Source organism: Streptomyces sp. NBC_01294, assembly GCF_035917235.1.
Lineage (GTDB): Bacteria > Actinomycetota > Actinomycetes > Streptomycetales > Streptomycetaceae > Streptomyces > Streptomyces caledonius.
This window is the reverse complement of the sequence record NZ_CP108423.1, coordinates 3,887,206-3,909,450: the sequence shown is the minus strand read 5'-3', so window position 1 is coordinate 3,909,450 and position 22,245 is coordinate 3,887,206. Positions and strand designations below refer to the sequence as shown.

General features: G+C 73.9%; 22 protein-coding genes and 1 pseudogene. 6 read left to right on the top strand and 17 right to left on the bottom strand.

Annotated elements, in window-relative coordinates:
* Positions 1 to 48: 48 nt before the first annotated feature.
* The 4 genes from OG534_RS17650 to OG534_RS17635 all read right to left on the bottom strand — a co-directional run bounded on the left by OG534_RS17650 (position 49) and on the right by OG534_RS17635 (position 5,182).
* The gene (locus OG534_RS17650) at positions 49 to 1,308 is read right to left on the bottom strand and encodes a HAMP domain-containing sensor histidine kinase (protein ID WP_326589012.1); all 1,260 of its coding nucleotides are present in this window, start codon (positions 1,306 to 1,308) and stop codon (positions 49 to 51) included.
* Positions 1,296 to 1,997: a hypothetical protein gene (locus OG534_RS17645; RefSeq protein ID WP_326589011.1), complete on the bottom strand. Its 702-nt coding sequence runs from the start codon at positions 1,995 to 1,997 to the stop codon at positions 1,296 to 1,298. The genes OG534_RS17650 and OG534_RS17645 overlap by 13 nt, the downstream gene beginning before the upstream one ends.
* Positions 1,998 to 2,279: 282 nt before the next feature.
* On the bottom strand, positions 2,280 to 4,274 hold the full coding sequence (locus OG534_RS17640) for an FUSC family protein (protein WP_326589010.1): 1,995 nt from the start codon (positions 4,272 to 4,274) through the stop codon (positions 2,280 to 2,282).
* A gap of 80 nt (positions 4,275 to 4,354) precedes the next feature.
* Positions 4,355 to 5,182: a hypothetical protein gene (locus OG534_RS17635; RefSeq protein ID WP_326589009.1), complete on the bottom strand. Its 828-nt coding sequence runs from the start codon at positions 5,180 to 5,182 to the stop codon at positions 4,355 to 4,357.
* A gap of 124 nt (positions 5,183 to 5,306) precedes the next feature.
* Between OG534_RS17635 and OG534_RS17630 the strand changes: the two genes are divergently transcribed.
* The 4 genes and pseudogenes from OG534_RS17630 to OG534_RS17615 form a co-directional block, all read left to right on the top strand.
* Positions 5,307 to 5,828 (top strand): RrF2 family transcriptional regulator, encoded by a 522-nt coding sequence (locus tag OG534_RS17630; protein ID WP_326589008.1) that lies wholly within the window; start codon positions 5,307 to 5,309, stop codon positions 5,826 to 5,828.
* Positions 5,829 to 5,903: 75 nt separating this feature from the next.
* Positions 5,904 to 6,302: a RidA family protein gene (locus OG534_RS17625; RefSeq protein WP_326589007.1), complete on the top strand. Its 399-nt coding sequence runs from the start codon at positions 5,904 to 5,906 to the stop codon at positions 6,300 to 6,302.
* Between the two features lie 66 nt (positions 6,303 to 6,368).
* The gene (locus OG534_RS17620) at positions 6,369 to 6,776 is read left to right on the top strand and encodes a hypothetical protein (RefSeq protein WP_326589006.1); all 408 of its coding nucleotides are present in this window, start codon (positions 6,369 to 6,371) and stop codon (positions 6,774 to 6,776) included.
* A 32-nt stretch (positions 6,777 to 6,808) separates the two neighbouring features.
* Positions 6,809 to 6,966 (top strand): annotated as a pseudogene (locus OG534_RS17615) (ATP-binding cassette domain-containing protein); the annotation flags it as partial.
* A 279-nt stretch (positions 6,967 to 7,245) separates the two neighbouring features.
* On the opposite strand, the gene OG534_RS17610 reads toward OG534_RS17615, so the two are convergent.
* From OG534_RS17610 to OG534_RS17580, 7 genes are all read right to left on the bottom strand, one after another.
* Positions 7,246 to 7,416 (bottom strand): hypothetical protein, encoded by a 171-nt coding sequence (locus tag OG534_RS17610; RefSeq protein WP_326594049.1) that lies wholly within the window; start codon positions 7,414 to 7,416, stop codon positions 7,246 to 7,248.
* Between the two features lie 92 nt (positions 7,417 to 7,508).
* Positions 7,509 to 7,913, bottom strand: a complete 405-nt coding sequence (locus tag OG534_RS17605) for a hypothetical protein (RefSeq protein WP_326594046.1) — start codon at positions 7,911 to 7,913, stop codon at positions 7,509 to 7,511.
* A gap of 186 nt (positions 7,914 to 8,099) precedes the next feature.
* Positions 8,100 to 8,699, bottom strand: coding sequence for a class F sortase (locus tag OG534_RS17600; RefSeq protein WP_326589005.1), 600 nt, complete (start codon positions 8,697 to 8,699; stop codon positions 8,100 to 8,102).
* A gap of 355 nt (positions 8,700 to 9,054) precedes the next feature.
* Entirely contained in the window at positions 9,055 to 10,077 is a 1,023-nt protein-coding gene (locus tag OG534_RS17595) for a hypothetical protein (protein WP_326589004.1), read from the bottom strand.
* A 93-nt stretch (positions 10,078 to 10,170) separates the two neighbouring features.
* Positions 10,171 to 10,413 (bottom strand): hypothetical protein, encoded by a 243-nt coding sequence (locus tag OG534_RS17590; RefSeq protein WP_326589003.1) that lies wholly within the window; start codon positions 10,411 to 10,413, stop codon positions 10,171 to 10,173.
* Positions 10,414 to 10,434: 21 nt separating this feature from the next.
* Positions 10,435 to 11,184 carry a CbtA family protein gene (locus tag OG534_RS17585; RefSeq protein ID WP_326589002.1) on the bottom strand — a complete coding sequence of 250 codons (750 nt, stop codon included), beginning with the start codon at positions 11,182 to 11,184 and terminating at the stop codon, positions 10,435 to 10,437.
* 42 nt (positions 11,185 to 11,226) lie between these two features.
* Entirely contained in the window at positions 11,227 to 11,442 is a 216-nt protein-coding gene (locus tag OG534_RS17580; protein ID WP_326589001.1) for a CbtB domain-containing protein, read from the bottom strand.
* 189 nt (positions 11,443 to 11,631) lie between these two features.
* Between OG534_RS17580 and OG534_RS17575 the strand changes: the two genes are divergently transcribed.
* Entirely contained in the window at positions 11,632 to 12,102 is a 471-nt protein-coding gene (locus tag OG534_RS17575; RefSeq protein WP_326589000.1) for a histidine phosphatase family protein, read from the top strand.
* Positions 12,103 to 12,234: 132 nt separating this feature from the next.
* On the opposite strand, the gene pucL is transcribed toward OG534_RS17575, so the two are convergent.
* The 5 genes from pucL to OG534_RS17550 form a co-directional block, all read right to left on the bottom strand.
* On the bottom strand, positions 12,235 to 13,152 hold the full coding sequence (gene pucL, locus OG534_RS17570; RefSeq protein WP_326588999.1) for a factor-independent urate hydroxylase: 918 nt from the start codon (positions 13,150 to 13,152) through the stop codon (positions 12,235 to 12,237).
* 281 nt (positions 13,153 to 13,433) lie between these two features.
* Positions 13,434 to 14,783: an aspartate aminotransferase family protein gene (locus OG534_RS17565; protein WP_326588998.1), complete on the bottom strand. Its 1,350-nt coding sequence runs from the start codon at positions 14,781 to 14,783 to the stop codon at positions 13,434 to 13,436.
* Positions 14,780 to 15,721: a SigB/SigF/SigG family RNA polymerase sigma factor gene (locus tag OG534_RS17560; RefSeq protein WP_326588997.1), complete on the bottom strand. Its 942-nt coding sequence runs from the start codon at positions 15,719 to 15,721 to the stop codon at positions 14,780 to 14,782. Before OG534_RS17560 ends, OG534_RS17565 begins: the two co-directional genes overlap by 4 nt.
* Before the next feature lie 175 nt (positions 15,722 to 15,896).
* Positions 15,897 to 16,748 (bottom strand): PaaX family transcriptional regulator C-terminal domain-containing protein, encoded by an 852-nt coding sequence (locus OG534_RS17555; protein WP_442807230.1) that lies wholly within the window; start codon positions 16,746 to 16,748, stop codon positions 15,897 to 15,899.
* Positions 16,749 to 16,867: 119 nt separating this feature from the next.
* Positions 16,868 to 17,476 carry a GNAT family N-acetyltransferase gene (locus tag OG534_RS17550; protein WP_326588995.1) on the bottom strand — a complete coding sequence of 203 codons (609 nt, stop codon included), beginning with the start codon at positions 17,474 to 17,476 and terminating at the stop codon, positions 16,868 to 16,870.
* 79 nt (positions 17,477 to 17,555) lie between these two features.
* On the opposite strand from OG534_RS17550, the gene OG534_RS17545 reads away from it, so the two are divergent.
* Complete coding sequence (locus OG534_RS17545; protein WP_326588994.1) at positions 17,556 to 18,719, top strand: alpha/beta hydrolase family protein; 1,164 nt, start codon at positions 17,556 to 17,558, stop codon at positions 18,717 to 18,719.
* Here the strand turns inward: OG534_RS17545 and OG534_RS17540 are convergent.
* Entirely contained in the window at positions 18,716 to 22,108 is a 3,393-nt protein-coding gene (locus OG534_RS17540) for an AfsR/SARP family transcriptional regulator (protein ID WP_326588993.1), read from the bottom strand. The two genes, OG534_RS17545 and OG534_RS17540, sit on opposite strands and share 4 nt — an antisense overlap.
* Positions 22,109 to 22,245: the final 137 nt, after the last annotated feature.

Here is a 22,245-nt window from a genome sequence, read left to right as displayed (position 1 = left end):
GATGTTTCACGTGAAACACAGCTCGCGTGAAGCATCGGCCCGTCGCGGTCAACTCCCGTCCGGCAGCCGCCCGACGGGAAGAGCGAGCGTCGTCAGCGCGCCGCCGTCCGGCGCGTTGGCGAAGCTCAGCGCGATCTCCAGCACCGCCGCCTGCCCCACCACGATCGTGAGCCCCAGCCCGTGGCCGCGCCCGCGTCCCGGGTCCCCGGTGCGGAAGCGCTGCGGGCCCTGCTCGATCAGCTCGGGCGGGTACCCGGGCCCGTGGTCGCGGACCGCCACCACCGGGCCCTCCACGGTCACCTCGACGGGCGGGCGGCCGTGCTTGTGGGCGTTGGCCAGCAGGTTGGCCAGGATCCGGTCCAGGCGGCGCCGGTCGGTGAGCACCACCGCGTCCCGGATCACCCGGACCGAGGCGCCGGGCCCGGCCGCCGCGACGGCCCGTTCCACCGCCCGGCCGAGTTCCACCCGGGCCAGGTCGGCACGTTCGACGCCCGAGTCCAGCCGGGAGATCTCCAGCAGGTCCTCGGTCAGCAGGTGAAGGGCCTTGAGCCGGTCGTTGATCATCTCCTTGGGGCGGCCCTCGGGCAGCAGCGACGCCGCGGCGAGCGAGCCGGTCAGCGGGGTGCGCAGCTCGTGCGCGACGTCCGCGGTGAAGCGCTTCTCCGCCTCCAGCCGGTCCTGCAGCGACCCGGCCATCGAGTCCAGCGCGTGTGCCACGTCCCGTACCTCGTCCCGGGTGCCGCCCGGCCCCGGATCGTCCCCGTCGGCCGGGAAGCCCACCCGGGCGTCCAGGTCTCCGGCGCTGATCCGGCGGGCCACGGCGGCCGTCGTCGCGAGCCGCCGGCTGATCCGGTCGGCGAGGAACAGGCCGGCCAGGGCCACCACGCCGGCCGCGAGCGCCGAGGAGGCCAGGATCGCGGCGTCGATGTCCCGCAGCCGGTCGCGGGTGCTCCCGTACGGGAGCCAGACCGCGAGGGCCTTGTCGTCGGCGGGCCCGGCCGCCCACATGACGGGCTCGTCCTTCTGCTCACCGACCATGCTGCCGGTCTGGCCGCGGGCGACGAGCGCGCGCAGGCGTGCGGGCAGGTCGGGCGGGTCCAGGGCGGCGTTCACGTCGCCGTGCGCGGTGCCGTACTCGTAGTGGCCGAGGGCGTGGTCCAGCTCCGTGTCCGCCTCCTTGCGGACCTCCCCGACGATCTGCCGGGCGACCACGTTGTGCACGAGGATTCCGAGTGCGGCGGCCACCATGCAGCACACCATGGTGGTGGTCAGGGCGATCTTCCAGCGCAGGCTGCTCAGCGCGCGCATCGCCGGCTGTCTCCGCTCAGCGGGACGTCCGTGAGGCCGGGGCACTCGTCGAGGGTGAGCTGGGACAGGTTCATGATCCCGGCCTTCGGGTCCCACACGTAGTCGGAGACGCCGACGTACTGGGAGTTCGACGTCGGCTCGCGGACCGCCAGGTGCTCGGCCGCCACCTCCACGCCCTCCAGCACCGCGCGCCGGGACAGGATCCGGGCGATCCGGCCGTCGTCCCGGACGGTGTAGACGCGCAGCTCGCTGAGGCGGCCGTCGATGTCGAGGGCGGTGATCAGCTCCTCCCGCCCGTCGCCGGTGAGGTCGTGCAGGACCGGGGGCCGCACCGGGCAGTCGGCGCCGCCGTCCACAGCCTGTGTGCAGAGCGCGAGCCGCCGGACGGCGCGGGGGTCGACGAGCCGGCCCGACCCGCCGTCCTGCTCGGTGGCGGAGGTGATGTCGGCGCGTACGGCGTCCAGCGCGTTCACGCCGCGCATGCTGAGGGCCGGCACCGGGGGGAGGCCGGGGACGACGGCGGCCGTGCCGGGCTCCTGGCCGGGTTCGGGCGGGGCGGGGCGGATGTCCTTCCACAGGCTCTGCGGGGCGTGCACGGTGCCGAGGTCGCCCTCGCTCTGGAGGCCCTCGACGTCGGCGCACGCCGTGAGGACCACGGCGAGGACGATCACGGCGGGGGCGCGGTGCATGCTCCGATGCTCTCCCGCCGGGCGGCTCCCGGCCCGGACTCAGGCCCATCCGGGGGACGGGCCGACCGGCCACCGGCCTGCCGGCCGCCTTGGGCTCCCGCCTGCCGGCCGCAGCGGGCTCCCGCCGGGACACCGGCCTGCCGGCCGCACCGGGGCTCCGCCCCGGACCCCGCGCCTCAAACGCCGGCGGGGCTGGATTTGCCCGGGCGGAGCCCGGTTTCGGGAAGGGGCGGGCTGGGTGGACGGCTGCGGGCAGGGCCCGCGAAGCCGTTCCGGCCAGGGTCAGGGGTCCGGTTGGGTGATGGCTCTGGCGGCCGCGAGTTCCTGGTGGACCGGGGCCAGGACGCCCGAGGAATCGCCCTGCGGCTCCGCCTCGACCCGTACCGGCGTCGTGCTGCTGCGGACCCGCCCGGCCAGTTCGCGCAGCTGCCGTACGATCCCCTCCACCTCGTCCGCCGTGGGCGGCGGAGCCCCGTGGTTGACCCGGACCCGCGCGGCGGTGGTCGCGTCCACGATCCGCTCGACGGCGACCACGAGCGGCCACCACGCCGTGGCCCGCGTGCCCGTCGGCGGGGGTTCCGTCAGCGCCCGCTGGAACTCGCTGCGCACGCCCGACAGGTCCCGGTAGATGCGCCGCCGGGCCTGGAGGCGGGCGGTCCGCGCCGCCGCGCGCGCGGCGTCGTCCGCGGCCGGCGCGAAGGCCCGTTCCACGTAGCGGGCGGCGTCGTCCACGGTGTCGGCGAGCCGGTCCCCGATCCGGGTGTGCCAGCTCTCGGGCCACAGCAGGTACCCCGCGACGAGGGTGATGGCGCAGCCGATCAGGCTGTCCAGCAGCCGGGGGCGGATCAGGTCGAAGCCCTGGTGGTTGAGCATGTCCGAGAGCAGCAGGATCACCGGGGTGATCGCGGCGGTCTGGAAGGCGTACCCCTTGACGGAGAAGGCCGGGATCAGCCCGGCGAGCACCATCATCACCGGCACGACCGCCCAGCCGCGCGGCACCTCGGCGAGGACGGCGGCCGCGATGACCAGCCCGCCGGCGGTGCCGAGCGCGCGCAGCACGGCGCGGGAGAACACCGAGCCGAAGTCGGGCTTGAGGACGAAGGTGACGGTCAGCGCGACCCAGTAGGACCGCTCGAACTCGATCACCGATACGAGGATCTGCGCGAGCCCGATGCACAGCGCGAGGCGCAGCCCGTACCGCCAGGAGGCCCGGGACAGCATCATGTCGCGCACGGCCCGCCGGGCCCGCACCCGCAGCGCGGCGGGCCGGCCGAGGCGGTCGTCCACGTTGTACGGGTCCGGTTCGGCGAGGTACACGATCCTGGCCGCGTGGCGCAGGGCCCCGTCGACGGCCTGCTCGGCCGGGGTGTGCGCGGCGGGCAGCTCCAGTACGGGCGTTCCGGTGCGGCCCTCCTCGACGGCGGTGGCGAGGGACCGTACGGCCGCCGGGATCTCGGGCGGCAGCGGCCGGCCGCGCAGGTGTGCGGCGGGCGCGGCCTCCACGAGGGGGATCACCACATTGAGCTGGGCCAGCATCCGCACGAGTGAGGGGCTGCGCCCGTGTACCCGGGCCCGGCGGCCGAGCACCAGGTCGTAGGCCTGGTTCAGGGCCTGGGTGACGTCCAGGCGGCGCTCGTCGTAGGCGGAGCCGGGGCGTCCGGCGGCCTCCAGGGCGTCGGCCAGGGCCCGGTAGGTGGCGGCGACCGCGGCGCGTTCGGGCTGCCGTCCGCGCAGCGGCCAGCCCAGCAGGCTGAGCGCGAGGACGAACAGCCCGCCCGCGCTCAGCAGCAGCGGGGCCGTCCACCAGGGCTCCGGCATCGGGATCCCGGCGCCGATCACCGCGTTGAGCAGGAGCAGCAGTCCGGACACGGAGGCGACCGTGCCGATGGAGGAGATCATCCCGGAGACCAGGGCGATGAGGGTGAGGACGCCGACGGCGAGCCAGCCGTTGCCGTAGACCAGGGTGCCCAGGGCCACGCCGACGGCGCCGAAGAGCTGCGGGACGGCGATGTTGAGGACCCGCATCCGGTAGGCGTCGGCGGTGTCGCCGATGACGCCGGAGAGGGCGCCCATGGAGGCGAGTGCGCCGTACTCCGGCTCGTCCAGGGCGAAGCCGACGGCGAGCGGGGCGGACAGGGCGACCGCCGCCCGGGCCACGGCGGCCCAGGGGATCGGTGCGGAGCTCGGCTTGAGTCCCTGGAGCAGCCAGGAAGGGGGAGCGAGCGGATGGTGCCGGGCTCGCCGCGACGATATGTGTTCGGTGCGTTCGGTGCTCATCCCGCTTCCGTGCCGCCGCTCGCGAATCGGTTCTTCTGGGTTCTTCTGCGTGGTTCTGCGTGTGTTGGTACCTTCCGAGCTTATGGGGTGCGGCGTAGTCGGCCCATCACCCATGCGACGAGCGCGGCGGCGAGCCCGATGACCAGCACCACCCAGGCGGTGGTGCGCAGGAACGCGGTGAGGGCGTCGTACACCGCCCCGGCGGCGGGCCGGTCGATGTCGGCGGGCAGGTCGTCCAGGGTGAGCCGGCGGCACACCTCCACCGCGAGCCACAGCAGGACGGCCCCGACCGCGAGCCCCAGTCCGGTCGCCATCACGGCGCGCCGCCGGTGGACGGCGATGGCGATGGCCGCCGCGGCCAGGACCACGGTCAGTGCGGGGAGCCAGACGCCGGCGAGCTGGAGCATGCGGAAGCCTTCCCGGAGAGCGCCGAGGTTGTCGTACTCCATGACCTTCACGGACAGGTGCGTCACCGGGATGAGGTCGGCGAAGGGCACGCCGTCGGCGACGAGTTCGCCCTTCACCTGGGCGATGACGGGCGCGACGTCGATCGTGAGGGCGTCGCCGTGGCCGGTGGTCAGCGCGTCGAGGAAGGCCGCGTGGGCGGCGCGGTTGGCCGCGTCCCAGGCGGTCCGGTAGGCGGGGGTTTCGGCGAAGGAGTTCAGGGCTTCGCCGAGCAGGGCGTCCACCCCGATCTGGAAGGGTCCCGCGTCGATCTGCCCGGCGAGGGCGCGCGTGACCTGGGTGACGACGACCTGCTGCACGTCCTGATTCCCGGCCAGGGGGGACATGGCGGCGGTGTAGCGGTCGGCGTCGCCCAGCTCGTGATCGGCCCAGTACGCGACGGCGCTCGCGGGCACCAGCAGGGCCACGAGCGCGATGAGTACCGCCGACAGGATGGTGCGCACGTCACCAGGGAAAGCGCGCGCGGGCCGCGGCGCGAGCGGTGTTGCTGCGGGCGGGTGGCGGGCCGTCCGCGGGAGTGGCGCCTTGCCTCCCTGATTCTGGACATCTAATATCCAGAATATGAAGATGAGCGAGGGTGTCGAGTGGGCGCTGCACAGCTGCGTCAACCTGGCCTGGAGCGGCCCGGACCGGGCCGTGTCGGCGGCGCGGCTCGCCGCGTGGCACGCCCTTCCCCCGGCCTACCTCAACAAGCAGCTCCAGGCGCTGGCCCGGGCGGGCATCGTCACCTCCACCCCCGGTCCCCGCGGCGGCTTCCGGCTGGCCCGCCCGCTCGCCGCCGTCTCGCTCATGGACGTGGTCGCCGCGGTCGAGGGGCCCGACGAGGCCTTCCGGTGCGCGGAGATCCGCCGGCAGGGGCCCGGCGGCGGCGCCCCGGACGGTGCCGACGTCGGTGCTGGTGCTGGTGCAGGCGCCGGTGACGCGGAGGCCGATGCCGCCGACTGCGCCATCGCGCACGCCATGAGCCGGGCCGAACTGGCCTGGCGCAGGGCCCTGGCGGCCCAGAACCTCGACGAGATCCGGCAGCAGGCCGAACGGCAGGCACCCGGGGCCCCCGAGCGGCTCCGCGCCTGGCTCGCCGCGCAGTAGCGAGACCACATCGCACGTACGGAAATCGGCAACGGCACGGCAACAGCAACGGAAGACGGAAACAGGGAGCTCGGCATGACGCGCAGCATCATCAACCCGGCAGGACTCCACACCCCGACCGACTACGGCTACAGCCACATCGTCCACGCCCCGGGCGAGCAGGTCTTCGTCGCCGGCCAGTACGGCTCCGACGAGAGCGGCCACGTCGTCTCCGACGACTTCGCCGCCCAGGTCGAGCGGGCCTTCGCCAATCTCCGCACCGCCCTCGCGGCCGTCGGCCTCGGCCCCGCCGACGTCGTCCGCATCGGCACCTACGTCGTCGGCCACGACCAGCGGAAGCTGGAGGTCCTCGTCAAGCACCTGCACGCCACATGGGGCACCGAACTGCCCGCCCAGACCCTGATCGGGGTCGCCGCGCTCGCCCTGCCCGGCATGCTCTTCGAGATCGACGCCGTGGCGGTGCGCACGCCCTGACCGTTGATCCACTTGCCGGTCGGTGGCGGTGGGTGTGCCCTGGATGATGGGAGAGAGGAGCCCGTCATGGCACATGCGGCACCCACCGCCCACAGGCGGCACAGCAGGCAGTCGACGGACATGGCCCACCTGAGCAAGAGCGCCTACGCGCGCCCGCTGCTCCTCGGACTCGTCTACGGCGTCTGGGCCGCGTTCATTCAGCGCCAGACGGGCCCGGTCGACGCGGGCAACGTCTTCTACGGGATCCTGTGCGGCGTGCTCTTCGCCGGGATCATGTTCGGCCTGGCCCGGGTCGGCCCCCGCATGAAGCGCGAGGCCCACGCCGCCGCGTACGGGGCCTTCGGCGGCATCGCCGTGGGCTACCTGCACAGCCTCACCGGCCAGTCCGTCCTCAAGGCCGTCGTGGTCGGCCTCGCCGTCGCCGTGGGCGTCGGCGCGATCGCGTTCTACCGCTACTACACGCGCGAGGACTGAGTCTCACGCCTTCCGCCGGCCACGCCATCGAGATGGTCGGCCTCGTCAAGGTCTTCGGCGACAACCGGGCCGTCGACGGGGTCGACCTGAAGGTCCCGGAGGGGACCGTCTACGGCGTGCTCGGCCCCAACGGCGCCGGCAAGACCACCGTGGTGAAGATGCTGGCCACCGTGCGCGGCCTGATGGCGGGCGAGTGGCCCGCCTCCGCGATCGCCTGGTCACTGGGGTGGTCGGGGCTCCTGGTCCTGGTGTTCGGACCCGTCACGATGCGGCTGTACAACCGCAAGTAGCCGTACTTTCGGCCGGTCCGGGTCCGTACCTCTGCCCGACGCGCACGCGCACGCGGGGCCGCAGGGCCGGGACTGACGTTGGCACCGGTTCCCGTGCCCGTGGTCGAACCTCACGTGACCACGCTCCGTTGCCGAGGGCAGGGGAACCGGTGCTCCTCCACGTCAGGGGCGGCGCGCTCCTACGCAGCCGTTTCCGTGGTGGCGTTCTGCTGCGGTTCGCTCTCGGACTCGACGGTCTCGGCCGGAGTCTTCGGCGGGGCGGCCGGCTCGGCCTTGTGGACCGGCGGGGCGAAGCGGGTGACCTCGGCGCGGAGCATGGCGTTCAGTGCGGCGTAGGGGTCGATGGGCATGGCGGAACCTCACGGTGCTCAGGGGGGGTGTGGGGGCTGCGCTGCGAGCTGGAGGGTGCCCTGCCGGTCGGGCCGGACCCTCCTCGACCCGCTCAGCAGCGCAGGACCACACTCCGTACCGCCCGCAGGGACGCGGCCGGATCGGCCGTCCCCGCGGCGGGCCCGCACGGCGGGCCGTCCGCATGTTTCACGTGAAACACCGCGAGCGGTGTCCGCCGTACGCCGGTCAGGCTGCGCGCGACCGTCCGTACGGCCGCCCGTGCTTCGGGGCCGGCGGCCGGATCGGACTGGCCCTCGCCGGGCTCGGTGGGCTCGGCGGGTGCGGCCGGCGCAGTGGGCGCGGCCGGCGCGGCGGGCGCCGGGGGCGCGGTGGAGGAGGGACGGTGCTCGGCGGCCGCGGCGCCCGCCGGACCGGCGCCGAACACGCACAGCAGCACGACACACACCACGGTCAGGGCCCTGGTCAGTGCCGAACGCGTGCGTCGCCTTCCGTTCATGCGAGGGGTGTGCCCCGCCACGCCGAAAGACTCCCGGACGGGCCCCAAGAAGCCCCCGACCGGGCGACGAAGACACCCCCCACGGCGGACGGCCGGGCGGTGCGGCCCGCTCCGGCCGACGGGCGCGGCCCGACCCGGTGAGGAGATGACTCGCCGCCCTCGCCGGTGGTGGGGCACCGCGCGGGTTCAGTGCGTGCGGCGCTGCCCGGTCAGCCGGGCCAGCACGGCGGTCTCGCCGCCGACCAGCCGGAGTTGGGCCCGGCCGGCCGCTTCCTCCCGGCCGCCAACGGCCCCGGGCGAGATGCGTACGACGGTGAACACGGCCGTACGGCGGTCCGCGCGGGGGATCTCGATGGTCCGGCCCCGCCGCAGCTCGCCGAGACGGAGCCCGTCCCCGGTGACCACGGCCGTCCCGGCCGCACCCGGAGCCGGGCCGCCGGTGTCCCAGGAGACCTCCTCGCGCCCGCCGGTCAGCGGCACGTCGACGCCCAGGCTCGGGATGCGCAACCGCAGGGGCTGCGCGGCCCGGAGCGGTTCGGTGACCGCCCGAAGCGGCCCGGCGGCGGTTCCCGGCGGCCTTGCCCCCCGGCCGGGGGCCTGCTCGCCGGCCTGCTCCAGCTCCCGCACGAGACGGCGGTGACCGGACAGCCCCAACGCCCGTGAGGGCAGCGCGTCGTCGGTGGTCGCGACCGCGTGCTCGGCCCCATCGGTCCGCTGCAACACCACGATGGTGGTGGCCAGCAGAGCCACCGTCAGTGCGGTGACGACCCACTTGGCGCGGGGCATGGGATTCCCTCCTGTCCGGCGCGTACGGCCGGGTCATGTGAGCAGTGGACACCTCCTCTGCCCATCGGCACCCTGTGAAACACGGGGGACTGACATGGCGTCACGGGCGTGTCGTCGCCCGATCCGGGCGTCTTCGCAGCTCGCGGAGGGTCCCCCCGCCCCCGGCCGGGGCCAGAAGGCGTGCACCCGAACGGGTGAGTCGTGCGCGGGGATCCCCCGGAGCGTGTCGGTGGTGCGCGGCAGGCGCGCGGACGTGGTCACGCCCATGCCCCTTGCGCGAACGGCCGCTGTCCGACGCGCTGGTGAACCTGCCGGTGGGCCGGTGGGCCGGTGGGCCGGTAGGCCGGTAGGCCGGTCACTTCGGCGCGACGGCTCCCGAGTCCGGAGACTGCTGCATGCCGGAGGTGTCGACCGCCTCGAAGTCCGACCCCTTGATGTCCTTGAGGGCATCGAGCTGGGCGTTGTCCCAGCCGGAGTTCTCTTCACCGGTGAGGTACCAGGGCGAGCCGTTGTCCGCGACGATCGCACCGTACTTCTTGAGCGCCTCGGCCACGGCCCTGGCCTGCGGGGCCATCTGCGAGGTGTCCACGGAGCTCTTGAGCCGCAGCCGCAGGCCCATGGGCGGCAGGGACTCGTCCGCCGCGGCGCCCGCCTGGTGCCGGGCGGGCCAGATGTAACTCTGGTCCGAGCGAGGCACGGTGATGCGGATCGCGTGGTCGATGCTCCCGCTCGCCGCCTCCTCGTAGCGCGCGAGGCCGGGGAGGATGGCCAGGCCGGCGGCGTCGGCCGATGTCCATCCGTCGGGCCGCAGTTGGTTGCTCCGCAGGTCGAAGATCGCGCCCGAGCCGGCGTGCCAGGCGGTGTCCGTCTGCTTCCGTGCGTCGAAGAGCTCGTAGGACTTGCAGAGGTCGCGGTCCCAGACGATGACGTGCCGGTCCCCGTCGCTCGCCGGACCGTTCTCGATCCCGGCGTTCGGCGGGATGCGGTACCCGGACGTGTCGCTCTCCTCGGCGTAGTCGAAGGTGACCTTCGTTTCCGGCACCGCCGTGTCCGAGACGGTGATGGGGATGCCGAACGGCTGCCCTTCGACGAGCCCCGATCCGAAGTCCGGGTGCAGGGGCTGCGCGGAACCGATCGAGGCGACGTACGCGGCGGAGTTCGGGTGCACGGGAAGGGTGTCCACGGGTGCGCGCCAGAAACTGTCCGGCAGCGAGGTCGGACAGTCGGCCGGCTGCTGTCCCCGCGCGGACGCCGGCGCCATCGCCTCCGCCGTGGGAGACGCCCTCCCGCCGGAATCCGTGTACCCGCACAGCAGGCCCGCGGCGGCCAGGGCGGCGGCAGTGGCGAGTGCGGGGGCCCGACTGCGCAAAACGATCATGACTCCGCCGCCTTCCCTGTGAGCCACTTCCAGCGTAGGCACGTTCCCGCGCCGCCGCTCGGCCGTGCCCTTCGAAGGACGGCCTTCAGCGGGTCACATGACGACGGCGGCGGTGCCCGCCCCCATCAGTACGGCGGCGAGGTGCACGGCCGGGTGGCCGTAGTCGCCGTACCAGAGGTGGCGGGCCAGGCCGCCGAGGGCGGCCAGGGCGGCGATGACGCCGATCTGGCCGAACAGGGTGACGGCGCAGCAGGGGGCCAGGAGCAGCAGGAACGAGTTGAGCCAGAACGGGGCCGCGCCCGTCCAGCCCCGCCATTCCCTGATCGCCGTCGGCATGTACTACCGGCCCCCTCGTGGTCAACTCATCGGCTGCACAGCCTCCTTGGGTGCGGAGGTGGGCACAAGGGCCCGTTCGGCTAGAAAAGCGAAGGCCAGGCCGAAAGTCGTCCACAGGGTGGTCTGGATGGCCAGGGACGCGAGGCGGAAGTCCCAGATCAGCGCCGCCGGGAAGCCCACCGGGACCTCGTTGATGCCGGGCAGCACCGCGTACGAGATTCCGACGGCCACGGCGAAGCCCAGGCCGGCGACGACCGAGGCGTTCCAGTTGCCGAGCCTCGGCGCGAGCCGCCGGCCGAGGAGCAGCGCGCCCGCCGCCAGCAGCGCGCTGAGGGCGATCATCAGGAGGTAGAGGGCGGTGCGCCGGGCGGCCGTCTCGGGGTCGCCGACGGCCGGGGGATTGGCGGGGTACTTGAAGAACGGCACCAGGGTCACGGTGACGAACAGGCTCGCCGTCACCAGCGCGGCCGTGGCCCGCGGGCCGAAGCGGCCGATGCGGCCCAGGGCGTAGCAGTAGACGAGCGCGGCGATGCCGCCGAGCGCGACCCCGTACAGGAGGACGCCGGTGCCGAGGCCGGCCGTGGCCTGGAGGGCCCGGCTGACCGGGGCCTCCTCGCCGTGGTCGTGTCCGTGCGCGGCGGCCTCTTCGATGGCGATCGCCGCGTCCACCTTGGACTCACCGAGGAGGTAGGCGACGAGGAAGGCGGCGGCACCGGCCAGCAGGCCGGCGAGCATGCCCCTGACGAGCAGCGTGCGGGGGGAAACGTTCATGGTTCGGTTCCCTTGCGGAGACGGAGGTCAGTGGCAGGGGAATCAGTGGCAGGGGAAACCGAGCAGGTGGCGGCCGTCGTGCAGCCACTCGTGGATGGTCTCGCCCTCGAAGATCGCGGTGGCGCCCTGCTCGGCGCCGACGAAGTAGAGCAGGACCAGCATCAGGATCCCGACGAACGCGGCCCAGGGGGCCAGCGCGGAGAGCGAGATCGGGGCAATGGCGGGTGCGTTCGTCGTGGGCACGGCGGAGTGGGCCATGGCGGAACCTCCAGAGGGAACACGCGTCCCGGTCAGTGGTGCTCGCGACGACGGTGGCGGGTCTGACTTGCCTCCCCCTCCGGGAGGTTTCACAGTGGCGCGACCGTGCCGGATTCTCACCGGTACTTCCGTCCGACCGTCGTCATGCAGTTGTGTTGTGCGTGACGCTACCGCGCTTACGCTCCCCTTATGAAGACCCCGTTGATACGAGTCCACCTCGTAAGGCTCCCACTGGACGCAGCAGCCCGCCAGGGGTGCTTCGGTCACGCGCGGCCGTGCCCCGGGTACGAGGGCCTGCGGGGTCTGGACACCGGGGAGTGGGCGGGGCGCACCCTGGACGAGGTGGCGGCCGAGGACCCGGCGGCCGTGCACGCCTGGCTGACGGACCCCGGGTACGCGCCGCCGGGCGGGGAGTCCGTGGGCGCGCTGATCGCGCGTGTCGGGGCGGAACTGGCCGGTCTGGCCGCGGGCACGCACCGGGCCGTGGTCGAGCAGGCCGTCGTACGGGCGGCCGTGGTGCACGCCCTGGACCTGCCCGCGGCGGCGTTCTGGCGGCTCGACGTGCGGCCGGAGTCGGTGACCACCCTCACCGGGCGGGCGGGGCGCTGGAACCTCCTCGTGGGGCAGCCCGAGGACGGCTCGCAGCAGGACCGGCAGTAACCGAACGGGCCGCAGCCGAACGGGTCACAGCCGAACGGGTCACAGCCCCACACGCGCCCCGGGCAGCAGCGCGGCCCGGACCCCGCGACGCGGTCCGGGCCGAACTGACGGTCTACGAGGCCGAGGTTCGGGCTAGGCGACGATCCAGTCGGACGTCGCGATCACCGGCTGCACGCCGTCACGGTGCACGGTGCCCTCGATCAGGCCGTACATGCGGTCCGCCGCGAAGTAGACCTCGTTGTCGTTCTTGAGGCCGAAGGGCTCCAGGTCGACGAGGAAGTGGTGCTTGTTGGGGAGGTTCAGCCGCACCTCGTTGACGCGGGGGCAGTTGTCGAGCACGCGCTCGGCCATCTGGTTCAGGGTCTGCTGCAGCGAGTACGAGTACGTCTCCGCGAAGGCTTCCAGCATGTTCTTGCGGACCTTCTTGTACGACTGGTCCCAGTCGTACCCGGCGTCGTCGGCGGCCAGCGCCGAATGCGCCCAGCGCGCGGTGACCTTGGTCGCCAGGATGCGGTCGTACGCCTCCTGCAGGGTCGTGTACTTGTCCTTGATGTAGCCGTGGAACTCGGAGTTGGTCGAGTTCATCACCGTCAGGTCCTTCAGACCCGAGATGACCTGCAGGCCCGTCGTCTCGCTGTAGGTGATCTGCGCGGTGCGCACCTCCTGGCCCTTGCGGACGAAGGAGTGCTGCTCCTTGCGCGTCGGGACCGGGATGCGGTCCCACACGTACTCCTCGATGCGGATCTGCGCCTCGCGGATCGGCTGCTGGGAGGAGACGAAGTGCTTGGCGAGGAGGATGCCGAAGGCCTCGGGGGACTCGATGCCGTGCTCCTTGCCGAAGGCGTACACCGTGTTCTTGGTGGTGTCGGTCGGCAGGCAGTTGGCGTTGTCGCCGGTGAGGTGCACGTCGCGGAACTCACCGCGGAGCGCGACCGAGACGTTGAGGTCGCGGATCTCGTGCCAGGAACCGTCGCCGCCCTTGCGGGTGACCTTCACGATGCGGTTCTCGGCCTTGCCGTACTGGTTCTGGGCCAGGACGTGCTTGCTCATGCTGTCTTCCTTCGGGTCTCGGGAACACGGAGTCCGGTCGTCTGGATCCCGTACGCCCGGCGTCCAGCGCCCGCCCGAATCAAGGACGTCCCGCTCCCCGCCGTTCGGCCCTTCCGCGAAGGACCGCCCCGGGACTGACGTGCATCCCGGTCCGTAGGTGCTTGGCCTGTTTTGGTGTCATGGCCTGCAACGGATTGCAGCATGTGTACGGGGTGGCGGCCACCGCACGAATCATCCGAACACCAGCACCCACGGATTGGGCGACCGTACAGATTCGCTGGTCAGACGGTGTGTGCGTCCGCCACCGAGAGGGCCTCGTCGAGGATCGCCAGCCCCTTGGCGACGTCCTGCGGCGTGATGTTGCAGGGCGGCGCGACGTGGATGCGGTTCCCGGCGATGAGCGGCCAGAGCCCGCCCTTCTTGCACGCGGCCCCGAATTCGGCCATCGGGGCGTTGTCCGCCCCGGCCGCGTTGTACGGGACCAGCGGCTCGCGCGTCTCCTTGCTGCGTACGAGTTCCAGGGCCCAGAAGGTGCCGAGGCCGCGGACCTCCCCGACCGACGGGTGCCGTTCGGCGAGCGCGCGCAGGCCGGGGCCGAGCAGCTCCGCGCCGGTGCGGGCGGACTGCTCGACGATGCCCTCCTCCTCCATCACGTTGATCGTCGCGACGGCGGCCGCGCAGGCGAGCACGTGCCCGGAGTAGGTCAGTCCGCCCGGGTAGGGCCGGCGGGCGAAGGTCTCGGCGATGGCGGCCGAGATGGCGACCCCGCCGAGCGGTACGTAGCCGCTGGTCACGCCCTTGGCGAAGCAGATCAGGTCGGGCGTGACGTCCCAGTGCTCGGAGGCGAACCACTTACCGGTGCGCCCGAAGCCGACCATGATCTCGTCGAGGACGAAGACGATGCCGTAGCGGTCGCAGAGCGCGCGGACCCCGCGCAGATAGCCGTCCGGGTGCACGAGCACGCCCGGGGCGCCGCCGACGGTCTCCAGGATGATCGCGGCGATGGACTGCGGGCCCTCGAAGACGATGGTGTCCTCGAGGTGGCGCAGCGCGCGCTCGCACTCCTCGGCCTCGGTCGTCGCGTAGAAGGGCGAGCGGTAGGCGAACGGCCCCCAGAAGTGCACGACTCCGGCGGTCGCGGTGTCGTTGCCGAAGCGGCGGGCGTCGCCGGTCAGGTTGATTGCGGTGGAGGTGGCGCCGTGGTACGAGCGGTACGCGGACAGCACCTTGGGCCGGCCGGTGTGCAGGCGGGCCATGCGGACGGCGTTCTCCACGGCCTCGGCGCCGGCGTTGGTGAAGAAGATCTTGTCGAGGTCGCCCGGGGTGCGCTCGGCGATCAGCCGCGCCGCCTCGGAGCGCACGTCGACGGCGAAGCCGGGCGCGACGGTGCACAGCTTGGCCGCCTGCTCCTGGATGGCCGCGGTGACCTTGGGGTGCTGGTAGCCGATGTTGGTGTAGACGAGGGCGCTGGAGAAGTCGAGGAAGCGGTTGCCCTGGTAGTCCCAGAAGTACGACCCCTCGGCACCGGCGACGGCGAGCGGGTCTATGAGCTCCTGCGCCGACCAGGAGTGGAAAACGTGCTTCCGGTCAGCGTCTTTCACGGTGGCGAGGGCGTCGGCTTCTGCGTTCATGAAACGAGCGTAGTTGTCCAGGATGTGGACGCGGCGGGGGTCGCCCTGTCGCCTGTCCTGCTGCCTGCGGCGTTGCCTGCCACATCGGCCGTCCCGTCGGCTGCCCCGTCGGCCGTCCCGTCGGCCGCGCCCGGGTCCTCCGCCGCGTCGGTGAGCAGACAGGTGCGCATCCGCGCCAGGGTCCGGGCCAGCAGCCGGGACACGTGCATCTGGGACAGGCCCAGCCGGTCGCCGATCTCGGCCTGCGTCAGGTCCTGCCCGAAGCGCAGCGCGATCAGGGTGCGCTCGCGGTCGGGGAGCCCGGCCAGGACCGGCTTGAGCGTCTCCAGGCACTCGATGCGGTCGTACGCGCGCTCTTCCTCGCCGAGGGTGGGCCGCTCGTCGTGGGCCTCCCGGTCGCCCTCCTCCTGCGCCGGAGCGTCCAGGGAACGCGCGGAGTACGCGCACGCCGCCTTCTGCCCCTCCGCGAGCTCCTCGGGCGTCACGTGCAGGTGCCCGGCGAGCTCGGCGTCCGTGGGCTCGCGGCCGAGGGCCTGTTCCAGGGCGTCGTGCGCCTTGGCCACCTCGATCCGCAGCTCCTGGAGCCGGCGGGGGACCTTGACGGCCCAGCTCGTGTCCCGGAAGAAGCGTCTGATCTCGCCGGTGATCGTCGGCATCGCGAACGAGGCGAACTCCACCCCGCGCTCCGGGTCGAACCGGTTGGTGGCCTTGATCAGGCCGATCGTGCCGACCTGGACGATGTCCTCCATCGACTCGCTCCGGCCGCGGAACCGGCGGGCGGAGTACTTCACGAGGCTGAGGTTGAGCTCGACGAGGGTGTTGCGGACGTAGGCGTATTCCGCGCTGCCCTTCTCCAGCTCGGCCAGTCTCCGGAACAGGGACACGGACAGGGCCTTGGCCTCGTGCGTTGCGACGTCTGTGAGGTCTGTACGGTGCATGGCCGCGCACCTCCGACGGTCTGTCCCCGGGGTTCGGAGGCCCCGGGGGTGCGTACGTCGTCGCGCTGTTTCAGGAGGTATACCCGCCCGAATCGGCCCATACCCAACCCGTTCGCGGGGCCAGGTCGGGCCAGGTCGGGCCAGGTCGGGTCAGGTCAGGCCAGGTCGGGTCAGGTCAGGCCAGGGCTTCGCCGTACAGGCGGAACAGCCGGGGCCCGCCGGGCGGGGCGGCGGCCGCCAGCCGGGCCCAGGCGCCGGCCGCCGCCGCCCGGGCCGCCCTGCCCGGCCAGGGCCGCGGCAGCAGCTCCGGCGGGAGCAGCGGATCCGGCAGCATCGCGGCGGAGAAGGCGGCGGCCAGCGCGACGGCCTGCGCGATGACCTGCGCCGATCCGGCCACCGCCCCACCGTCCGGTCTGCCCTCCCCGGCCTGCCCGGCGGGAGCCGCCCGGCCGGCCAGGGCGCCCAGCGCCTCGTACCGGGCTGCGATCTCCGGCAGCGGCCACAGCCGCTCCGCCAGGGCCCGAGGGTCCGTGATGCCGCCCACGGCCAGATCCCGCGTGCCGAGGCAGCTCAGGGACTGCGCGAGGCCCAGTTCCGCCGCCCGCGCCCGCACGTACGGGCCGATGGCGTTCGGCGTGACGTACAGGCCGCCCTGGACCGGCGCCGCCCCCAGCCCGGTCAGCGTGTCCCGCAGGGCGTCCCGCGACGCCCGCGCGGATTCCGGTACGGCGAAGGCGAAGGCGTGCCAGACCCCGTCCCACGGCTCCAGGCCCCGGTCCTGCCGGTACGCGTGCCGTACGAACTCCACCTCCGGTACGAGCGGCAGGCCCCCGGGCCCCGGCTCCGCGCCCGCCATCCGCAGCACGGACCGCCGGCCGCGCCCCTCCACGGTGAAGCGCCCCTCCGCCACCAGCCGCTTCACGCACAGCCGCACCTGCTGGTCGGTCATCCCGAGCAGCCCGGCGACCTCGTACAGCTCACCGCCGTCGACCGTCCCGTCCTCCCGGACCAGCGCGTGCACGACCATCCGCGTGGGGATCCCGCCCGCGCCGGCGGCCGTACCGCCCGCATCAGCCGTGCCGCCCGCGCCGTCCGTGCCGCTCACGTCGCCCGTCCCGCCCGTCCCGCCCGTTCCGCCCGTTCCGCTCACCGCGCCACCGCCTTGTGCATCGTCGTCACGCCCCCGAATCCCAGCAGGTCCCGCAGCCAGGGCGTCCGCCGCACCCGTACCGCCCGGAACCCGTACCGCTCGTACAGTGCCCGCGCCCGGGGGTTCTCCTCGACCACGTCCAGCCGGATCCGTCGGCATCCCTGCGCCACGGCGACCGCCTCGATCTCCCGCAGCAGCAGCCCGCCGATGCCCCGGCCCCGCTCGCCTGGGTCCACGGCGATGCCGTCCATGACCAGCTCGTCGCGGGCCGGGGTGCGTTCCAGCAGGGCCAGCAGGAACACCCGGTACAGGCCCCGTACGCGCCCGTACTGGGCCCTGACCGCGGCCGCGTCGCCGCCGACCAGGCCGCGCCCGCCCAGCTGGTAGCCCGCCACGCCGACCACCCGGCCGCCGTCGGGGCCGCCGGACAGCGCCGTCACCGCCCGGTCCGCGTGCAGGTGCCCGGCGATGAACCGGCGCCCGGCCTCCGCGGGGCCGAGCGCGTGGCCCAGCTTCCCCGCGAAGGCCTCCCAGTACAGCTCGGCGACGCGCGCGGCGGCCCCTTCGGGCATCCCGCGCCGTACCTCCACGCTCTCCGTCGTCATACGCACAAGCATAATACGTTCATCGACGATACGATCGTTCTTGACATGAGCGAATACGCGCAGGAATCCGGAGCCCCTCATGACCGAGCCCCGCACACCCCGCACACCCGGCACATCCCGCACCCCCGCCCTGCCGCGCCGCCGCACTCCCCGCGGCGTCCGCGTCCGCAGGGTCCTCCTGGCCGTCCTCCTCCCGCTCCTCGCCACCGCCCTCCTCCTCACCGGCGTCGTCCTCTGGCAGCACAGCTACGACCTCCACGAGGAGCGCGTCACCGTCCCCGCCGCCGGCCACGACCTCCCCGGCGTCCTCGCCACGCCCGTCGGCCGGGGCCCCGGTCCCTTCCCGCTCGTGGTCTTCGTGCACGGCGACGGCGAGGTCGACGCCACCCACGACGGCTTCTACCGCCCCTACTGGGAGGCCTTCGCCCGGGCCGGATACGCCTCGCTCTCCCTCGACAAGCCCGCCGACTGGCTCGGCCAGACCATGGACGACCGGGCGCGCGAGACCATCGACGCCCTCGCCTGGGCGGCCCGCACCCGTCCCGAGATCGACGCCACCCGCATCGGCCTGTGGGGCGCCAGCCAGGCCGGATGGGTGATGCCCAAGGTGGTGGCGCAGGCACCGGACCCCGGCGTGCGCTTCGTCATCGCCGTCGGCACCGCCGTGAACTGGGAGCGCCAGGGCGAGTACCACCTGCGGGCCGTGCTCCGCGCGGACGGGGCCGGCGGCGAGCGCACGGCGGCCGCCCTGCGGACCCGGGAGGCCACGCTGGCGCTGCTGCGGCGCGGGGCGACGTACGAGGAGTACCGCGCGAGTCCGGGCGCCGACCCGGAACTCACGGCGGACCGCTGGACGTTCATCAGCCGCAACCACACCGCGGACGCGACCGCGGACCTGAGGGCGATGCGGGACAAGGGAGCCACGGGGGCCATGGGTGCCACCGGCGCCAAGGGGGCCACGGCCGCCGTCCCGGTGCTGCTGATCTCGGGCGCCGACGACCTGAACGTGGACGGCACCGAGACCGAGGCCGTCTACCGGAGCCTGCTCGCGCCCGGCACGCTCACGGTCCGCCGCTACCCGGGAGCGACCCACGCCCTGCTCCGCACCCCCGTCGAGCGCTCCTCCTGGCGGCTGACCCTGACGGCCGTGTTCGCCCCGCGGGCGCTCTTCCCGCCCGGCCTCCTCGCCGACCAGCGGCGATTCCTGGAGGAGCTGCCGGGTGAACGAGCCGGAGCAGGCTAAAGGGGCTTCGCCTCCGCCGAAGGAACCGGACCGGCCAGCGTGACCCGCGCGAGCTCCCGTACGGACTCCAGCGCGGCTCCCGCACCGTCCCGCGCCGCCCCGGTGACGTACTCCTCGTACTCCTCGTGCTCCTCGTACGTCTCGTACGGCTCGTACGGCTCGTCGTACGTCTCGCCGAGCGCGGCCCGCACCGCGCTCTCCACGCGCGCCGCGTCGGCGCGCGAGTGGTCCGGCCCGCCGCGCACCGCCAGGGCCGCCGACAGCAGCCGCGCCGCCTCCCGCGGCCGGTCCAGCCGGACCGCCTGGTCCGCGATGCCGACCAGAACCTGGGCGACCGTGGGCGCGTGCAGGGAGGCCAGCGCCAGTTCGAGCGCCTCGGCCCGGTGGGCCCCGGACGCCGCCAACTCGCCCTCCGCCGCGTCCAGATAGCCGAGGGAATCGAGCATCACCACTTGGAACACCGGGTGGACGGCGACCTCGCGGACCGCCTCCCTGGCCCGCGCCAGCTCGGCCCGGGCCAGGGCCGGCTCACCGCTCCAGCGCGCCAGGTCCGCCTTGCCGTGCGCCATCATGGCCAGCGTCTCGGGCCAGCCGGCCGCCTCCGCGTCCCGCTCCGCCCGCGCCATGGCCGCCGCGCTGCCCTCCGGGTCCCCGGCCAGCCGGCACAACTGCGCCTGCCGGACCCACGCGTACAGCCGGTCCTCGATGACGCCCAGCTCGCCGATGACCGCGACGGCCTCCTCGTAGTGGCCGATCGCCGCTTCGTGATCGCCGCGCCGGGCCACCAGGTCGGCCAGCAGCGTCAGCGCGAAGGAGATCCCCCAGCGGTCCCCGACCCCGCGGAACGCGGCCAGGGCCGCCTCGATCGCGGCCTCCGCCCGCGCCGGCCGGCCGCCGGCCCCGAGCAGGGTCTTGGCTCCCTCCAGCAGGCCCTGGGCCCGTACCCAGGGGTCCTCGTCGGCCACCAGCCCGTCCCACGCGTCCACCGGCGGCGCCTCGCCCCGGCCGGCGCTCCGCAGCAGCCGGTCCAGCGGCTCCAGGAACCGGACCACCGGATGCCGGCTCCCCGTGCGCTGCGCCAGCAGCACCCCCTGGCGGAGCAGCTCCCCGGTCTGCCGGTCGTCGCCGACACCGGCCGTCGTGAACAGCACGGCCAGCGCGCACGCCACGGCCCGGGACTCGTCGTCCGCGGCCGTGTCCGCCGCCGCGTTCTCGTGAGGCCCCCCGTCCGGCCCCCCGGCGACCGGCAACGCCAGCGCCTGCGCGGCGAGTTCGGCGCCGTCCGCCTTGTGCCCGCTGAGCCACCAGTACCACCCGGCCGCCGCCACCACCCGTACGGCCGCCCGCGCGTCGCCCGCCGCGAGCGCGCCGCGCAGCGCCGCGGCCAGGTTGTCGTGCTCCGCGGTGAGCCGCGCGAGCCACTCCAGCTGCTCGGCCCGGCGCAGGTACGGGTCCGCGGCCTCGGCCAGCCCGGTGAAGTACGCGGCGTGCGCCCGGCGGACCGTCTCCTGCTCACCGGCCTCGGTGAGCTTCTCCAGGCCGTACGCCCGGATCGTCTCCAGCATTCGGTAGCGCCCGTCGCCCGCCGTCACCAGCAGGGACTTGTCGGCCAGCGACGTGATCAGGTCGAGCACCGCGTCCACCTCGACCGGGCCGCCCGCGCAGACCCCCTCGGCCGCCTCCACCGTGGCGCCGCCGGGGAAGGCGGCGAGCCGCCGCAGCAGCGCACGCTCGGCCTGCGTCAGCAGTTCCCAGCTCCAGTCGACCACCGCCCGCAGCGTCCGGTGCTGGCGCGGAGCCGTCCGCGAGCCGCCCGTCAGCAGCCGGAACCGGTCGTCGAGCCGCGCCGCGAGCTGCTCGGCGCTCATCGTCCGCAGCCGGGCCGCTGCCAGCTCGATGGCCAGCGGCATCCCGTCCAGCGCCCGGCAGATCCGGGTCACCGCCGGGGCCGTCTCCTCGGTGACCGCGAAACCGGAACGCGCCGCCGCGGCGCGGTCGTTCAGCAGCCGGACCGCCGCGTACGACATGGCCTGCGCCGCGTCCGCGTCCCGCGGAGGAAGCGCCAGCGGACGGACCGGCCACAGTGCCTCCCCGGTGAGGCCGAGCGGCTCGCGGCTGGTCGCCAGGATGCTGAGCCCGGGGCATTCGCCGAGCAGCCGGTCGGCCAGTGCGGCGGCCGCCCCGATCAGGTGCTCGCAGTTGTCCAGCACCAGCAGGGCGGTCCGGGTGCGCAGCGCCGCGGCGAGCCGGTCGAGCGGGTCGCCGGTCGCCGACGCCTGGTCCCGGAGCGCCAGGGCGTTCCACACCGCCTGCGGTACGTCGGCCTCCGCGCTCAGCGGTGCGAGCTCCACCAGCCAGACGCCGTCGGGGAACCGGCCGAGCAGGGGCCGGGCGCTCTGGACGGCCAGCCGGGTCTTCCCGGCGCCGCCGGGGCCCGTGAGCGTGGTGAGCCTGAACCGGTCCATCAGGGCGTGCACGTGGGCGAGGTCGTCGTCCCGGCCCACGAAACTGGCCAGGCCGGCCCGCAGATTGGTGGGTGTCGGTGTCGGCTGTGGCTGATGTGTCTGCTGCTGCTGCTGCTGCTGCTGCGCGTCGGCGGGCTGCGGTGCGGCCGGTACACGGGCCGGCGCGGGGGCCGCGGGCGGCCCCGCGGGGACCTCGCCGCGCAGGACGGCGGTGTGCAGCGCGGACAGTTCCGGCGAGGGGTCGGCCCCGAGCTCCTCGGCGAGGGCCTCGCGCGCGTTCCCGTACACCGTGAGTGCCTCGGCGGGCCGCCCGGCCGCGACGAGAGAGCGCATCAGCGCCCCGGCGAGCCCTTCCCGCAGGGGGTGTTCGGCGACGAGGGCGGTGAGCTCGCCGGTCAGATCCCGGCCGCGTCCCACCCGTAGATCCGCCTCGATCCGGTCCTCCAGGGCCGCCATGCGCAGTTCCGACAGCCGGGTCACCGGCGCCCGGAAGAAGTCGGAGCCCGCGACGTCGAGCAGGGCGGGGCCCCGCCACAGCTCCAGCGCCTCCCGCAGCACCCGCGCGGCCGTGTCCGGATCCCGCGCCAGGGCCCCGCGGCCCGTCGAGGCCAGCCGTTCGAAGCGGACCACGTCCACCGCGTCGGGTTCGACGGCGAGGCGGTACCCGGCCGGATGCGATTCCACCTCCACGCCGGGCAGGGCCCGCCGCAGCCGGGAGACCAGTGCCTGCAGGGCGTTCGTGGCGCCCGACGGCGGGTCGTCCTGCCAGATCCCGTCGATCAGCAGCTCGGAGGCGACCACCCGCCCCGGTTCGAGCGCCAGCAGGATCAGCAGGGCCCGCAGCCGTGTCCCGCCGACTCCGACGCCGCTTCCGTCCTCGCCCCGTACCTCCAGGGCCCCCAGCATCGAGATCGAGATCCGCATGCCGACATTGTGCGGCGCCGCCCGGGGATGTCGCCATGTCGTTGTCGGAGGGTGGCGGGCGGGCCGAAATGCCGCCGTCTTCACGGCGATTGGTCCGACCGGGAAACGCGCATTCCGCTTCCGGGAAATCAGCGCGG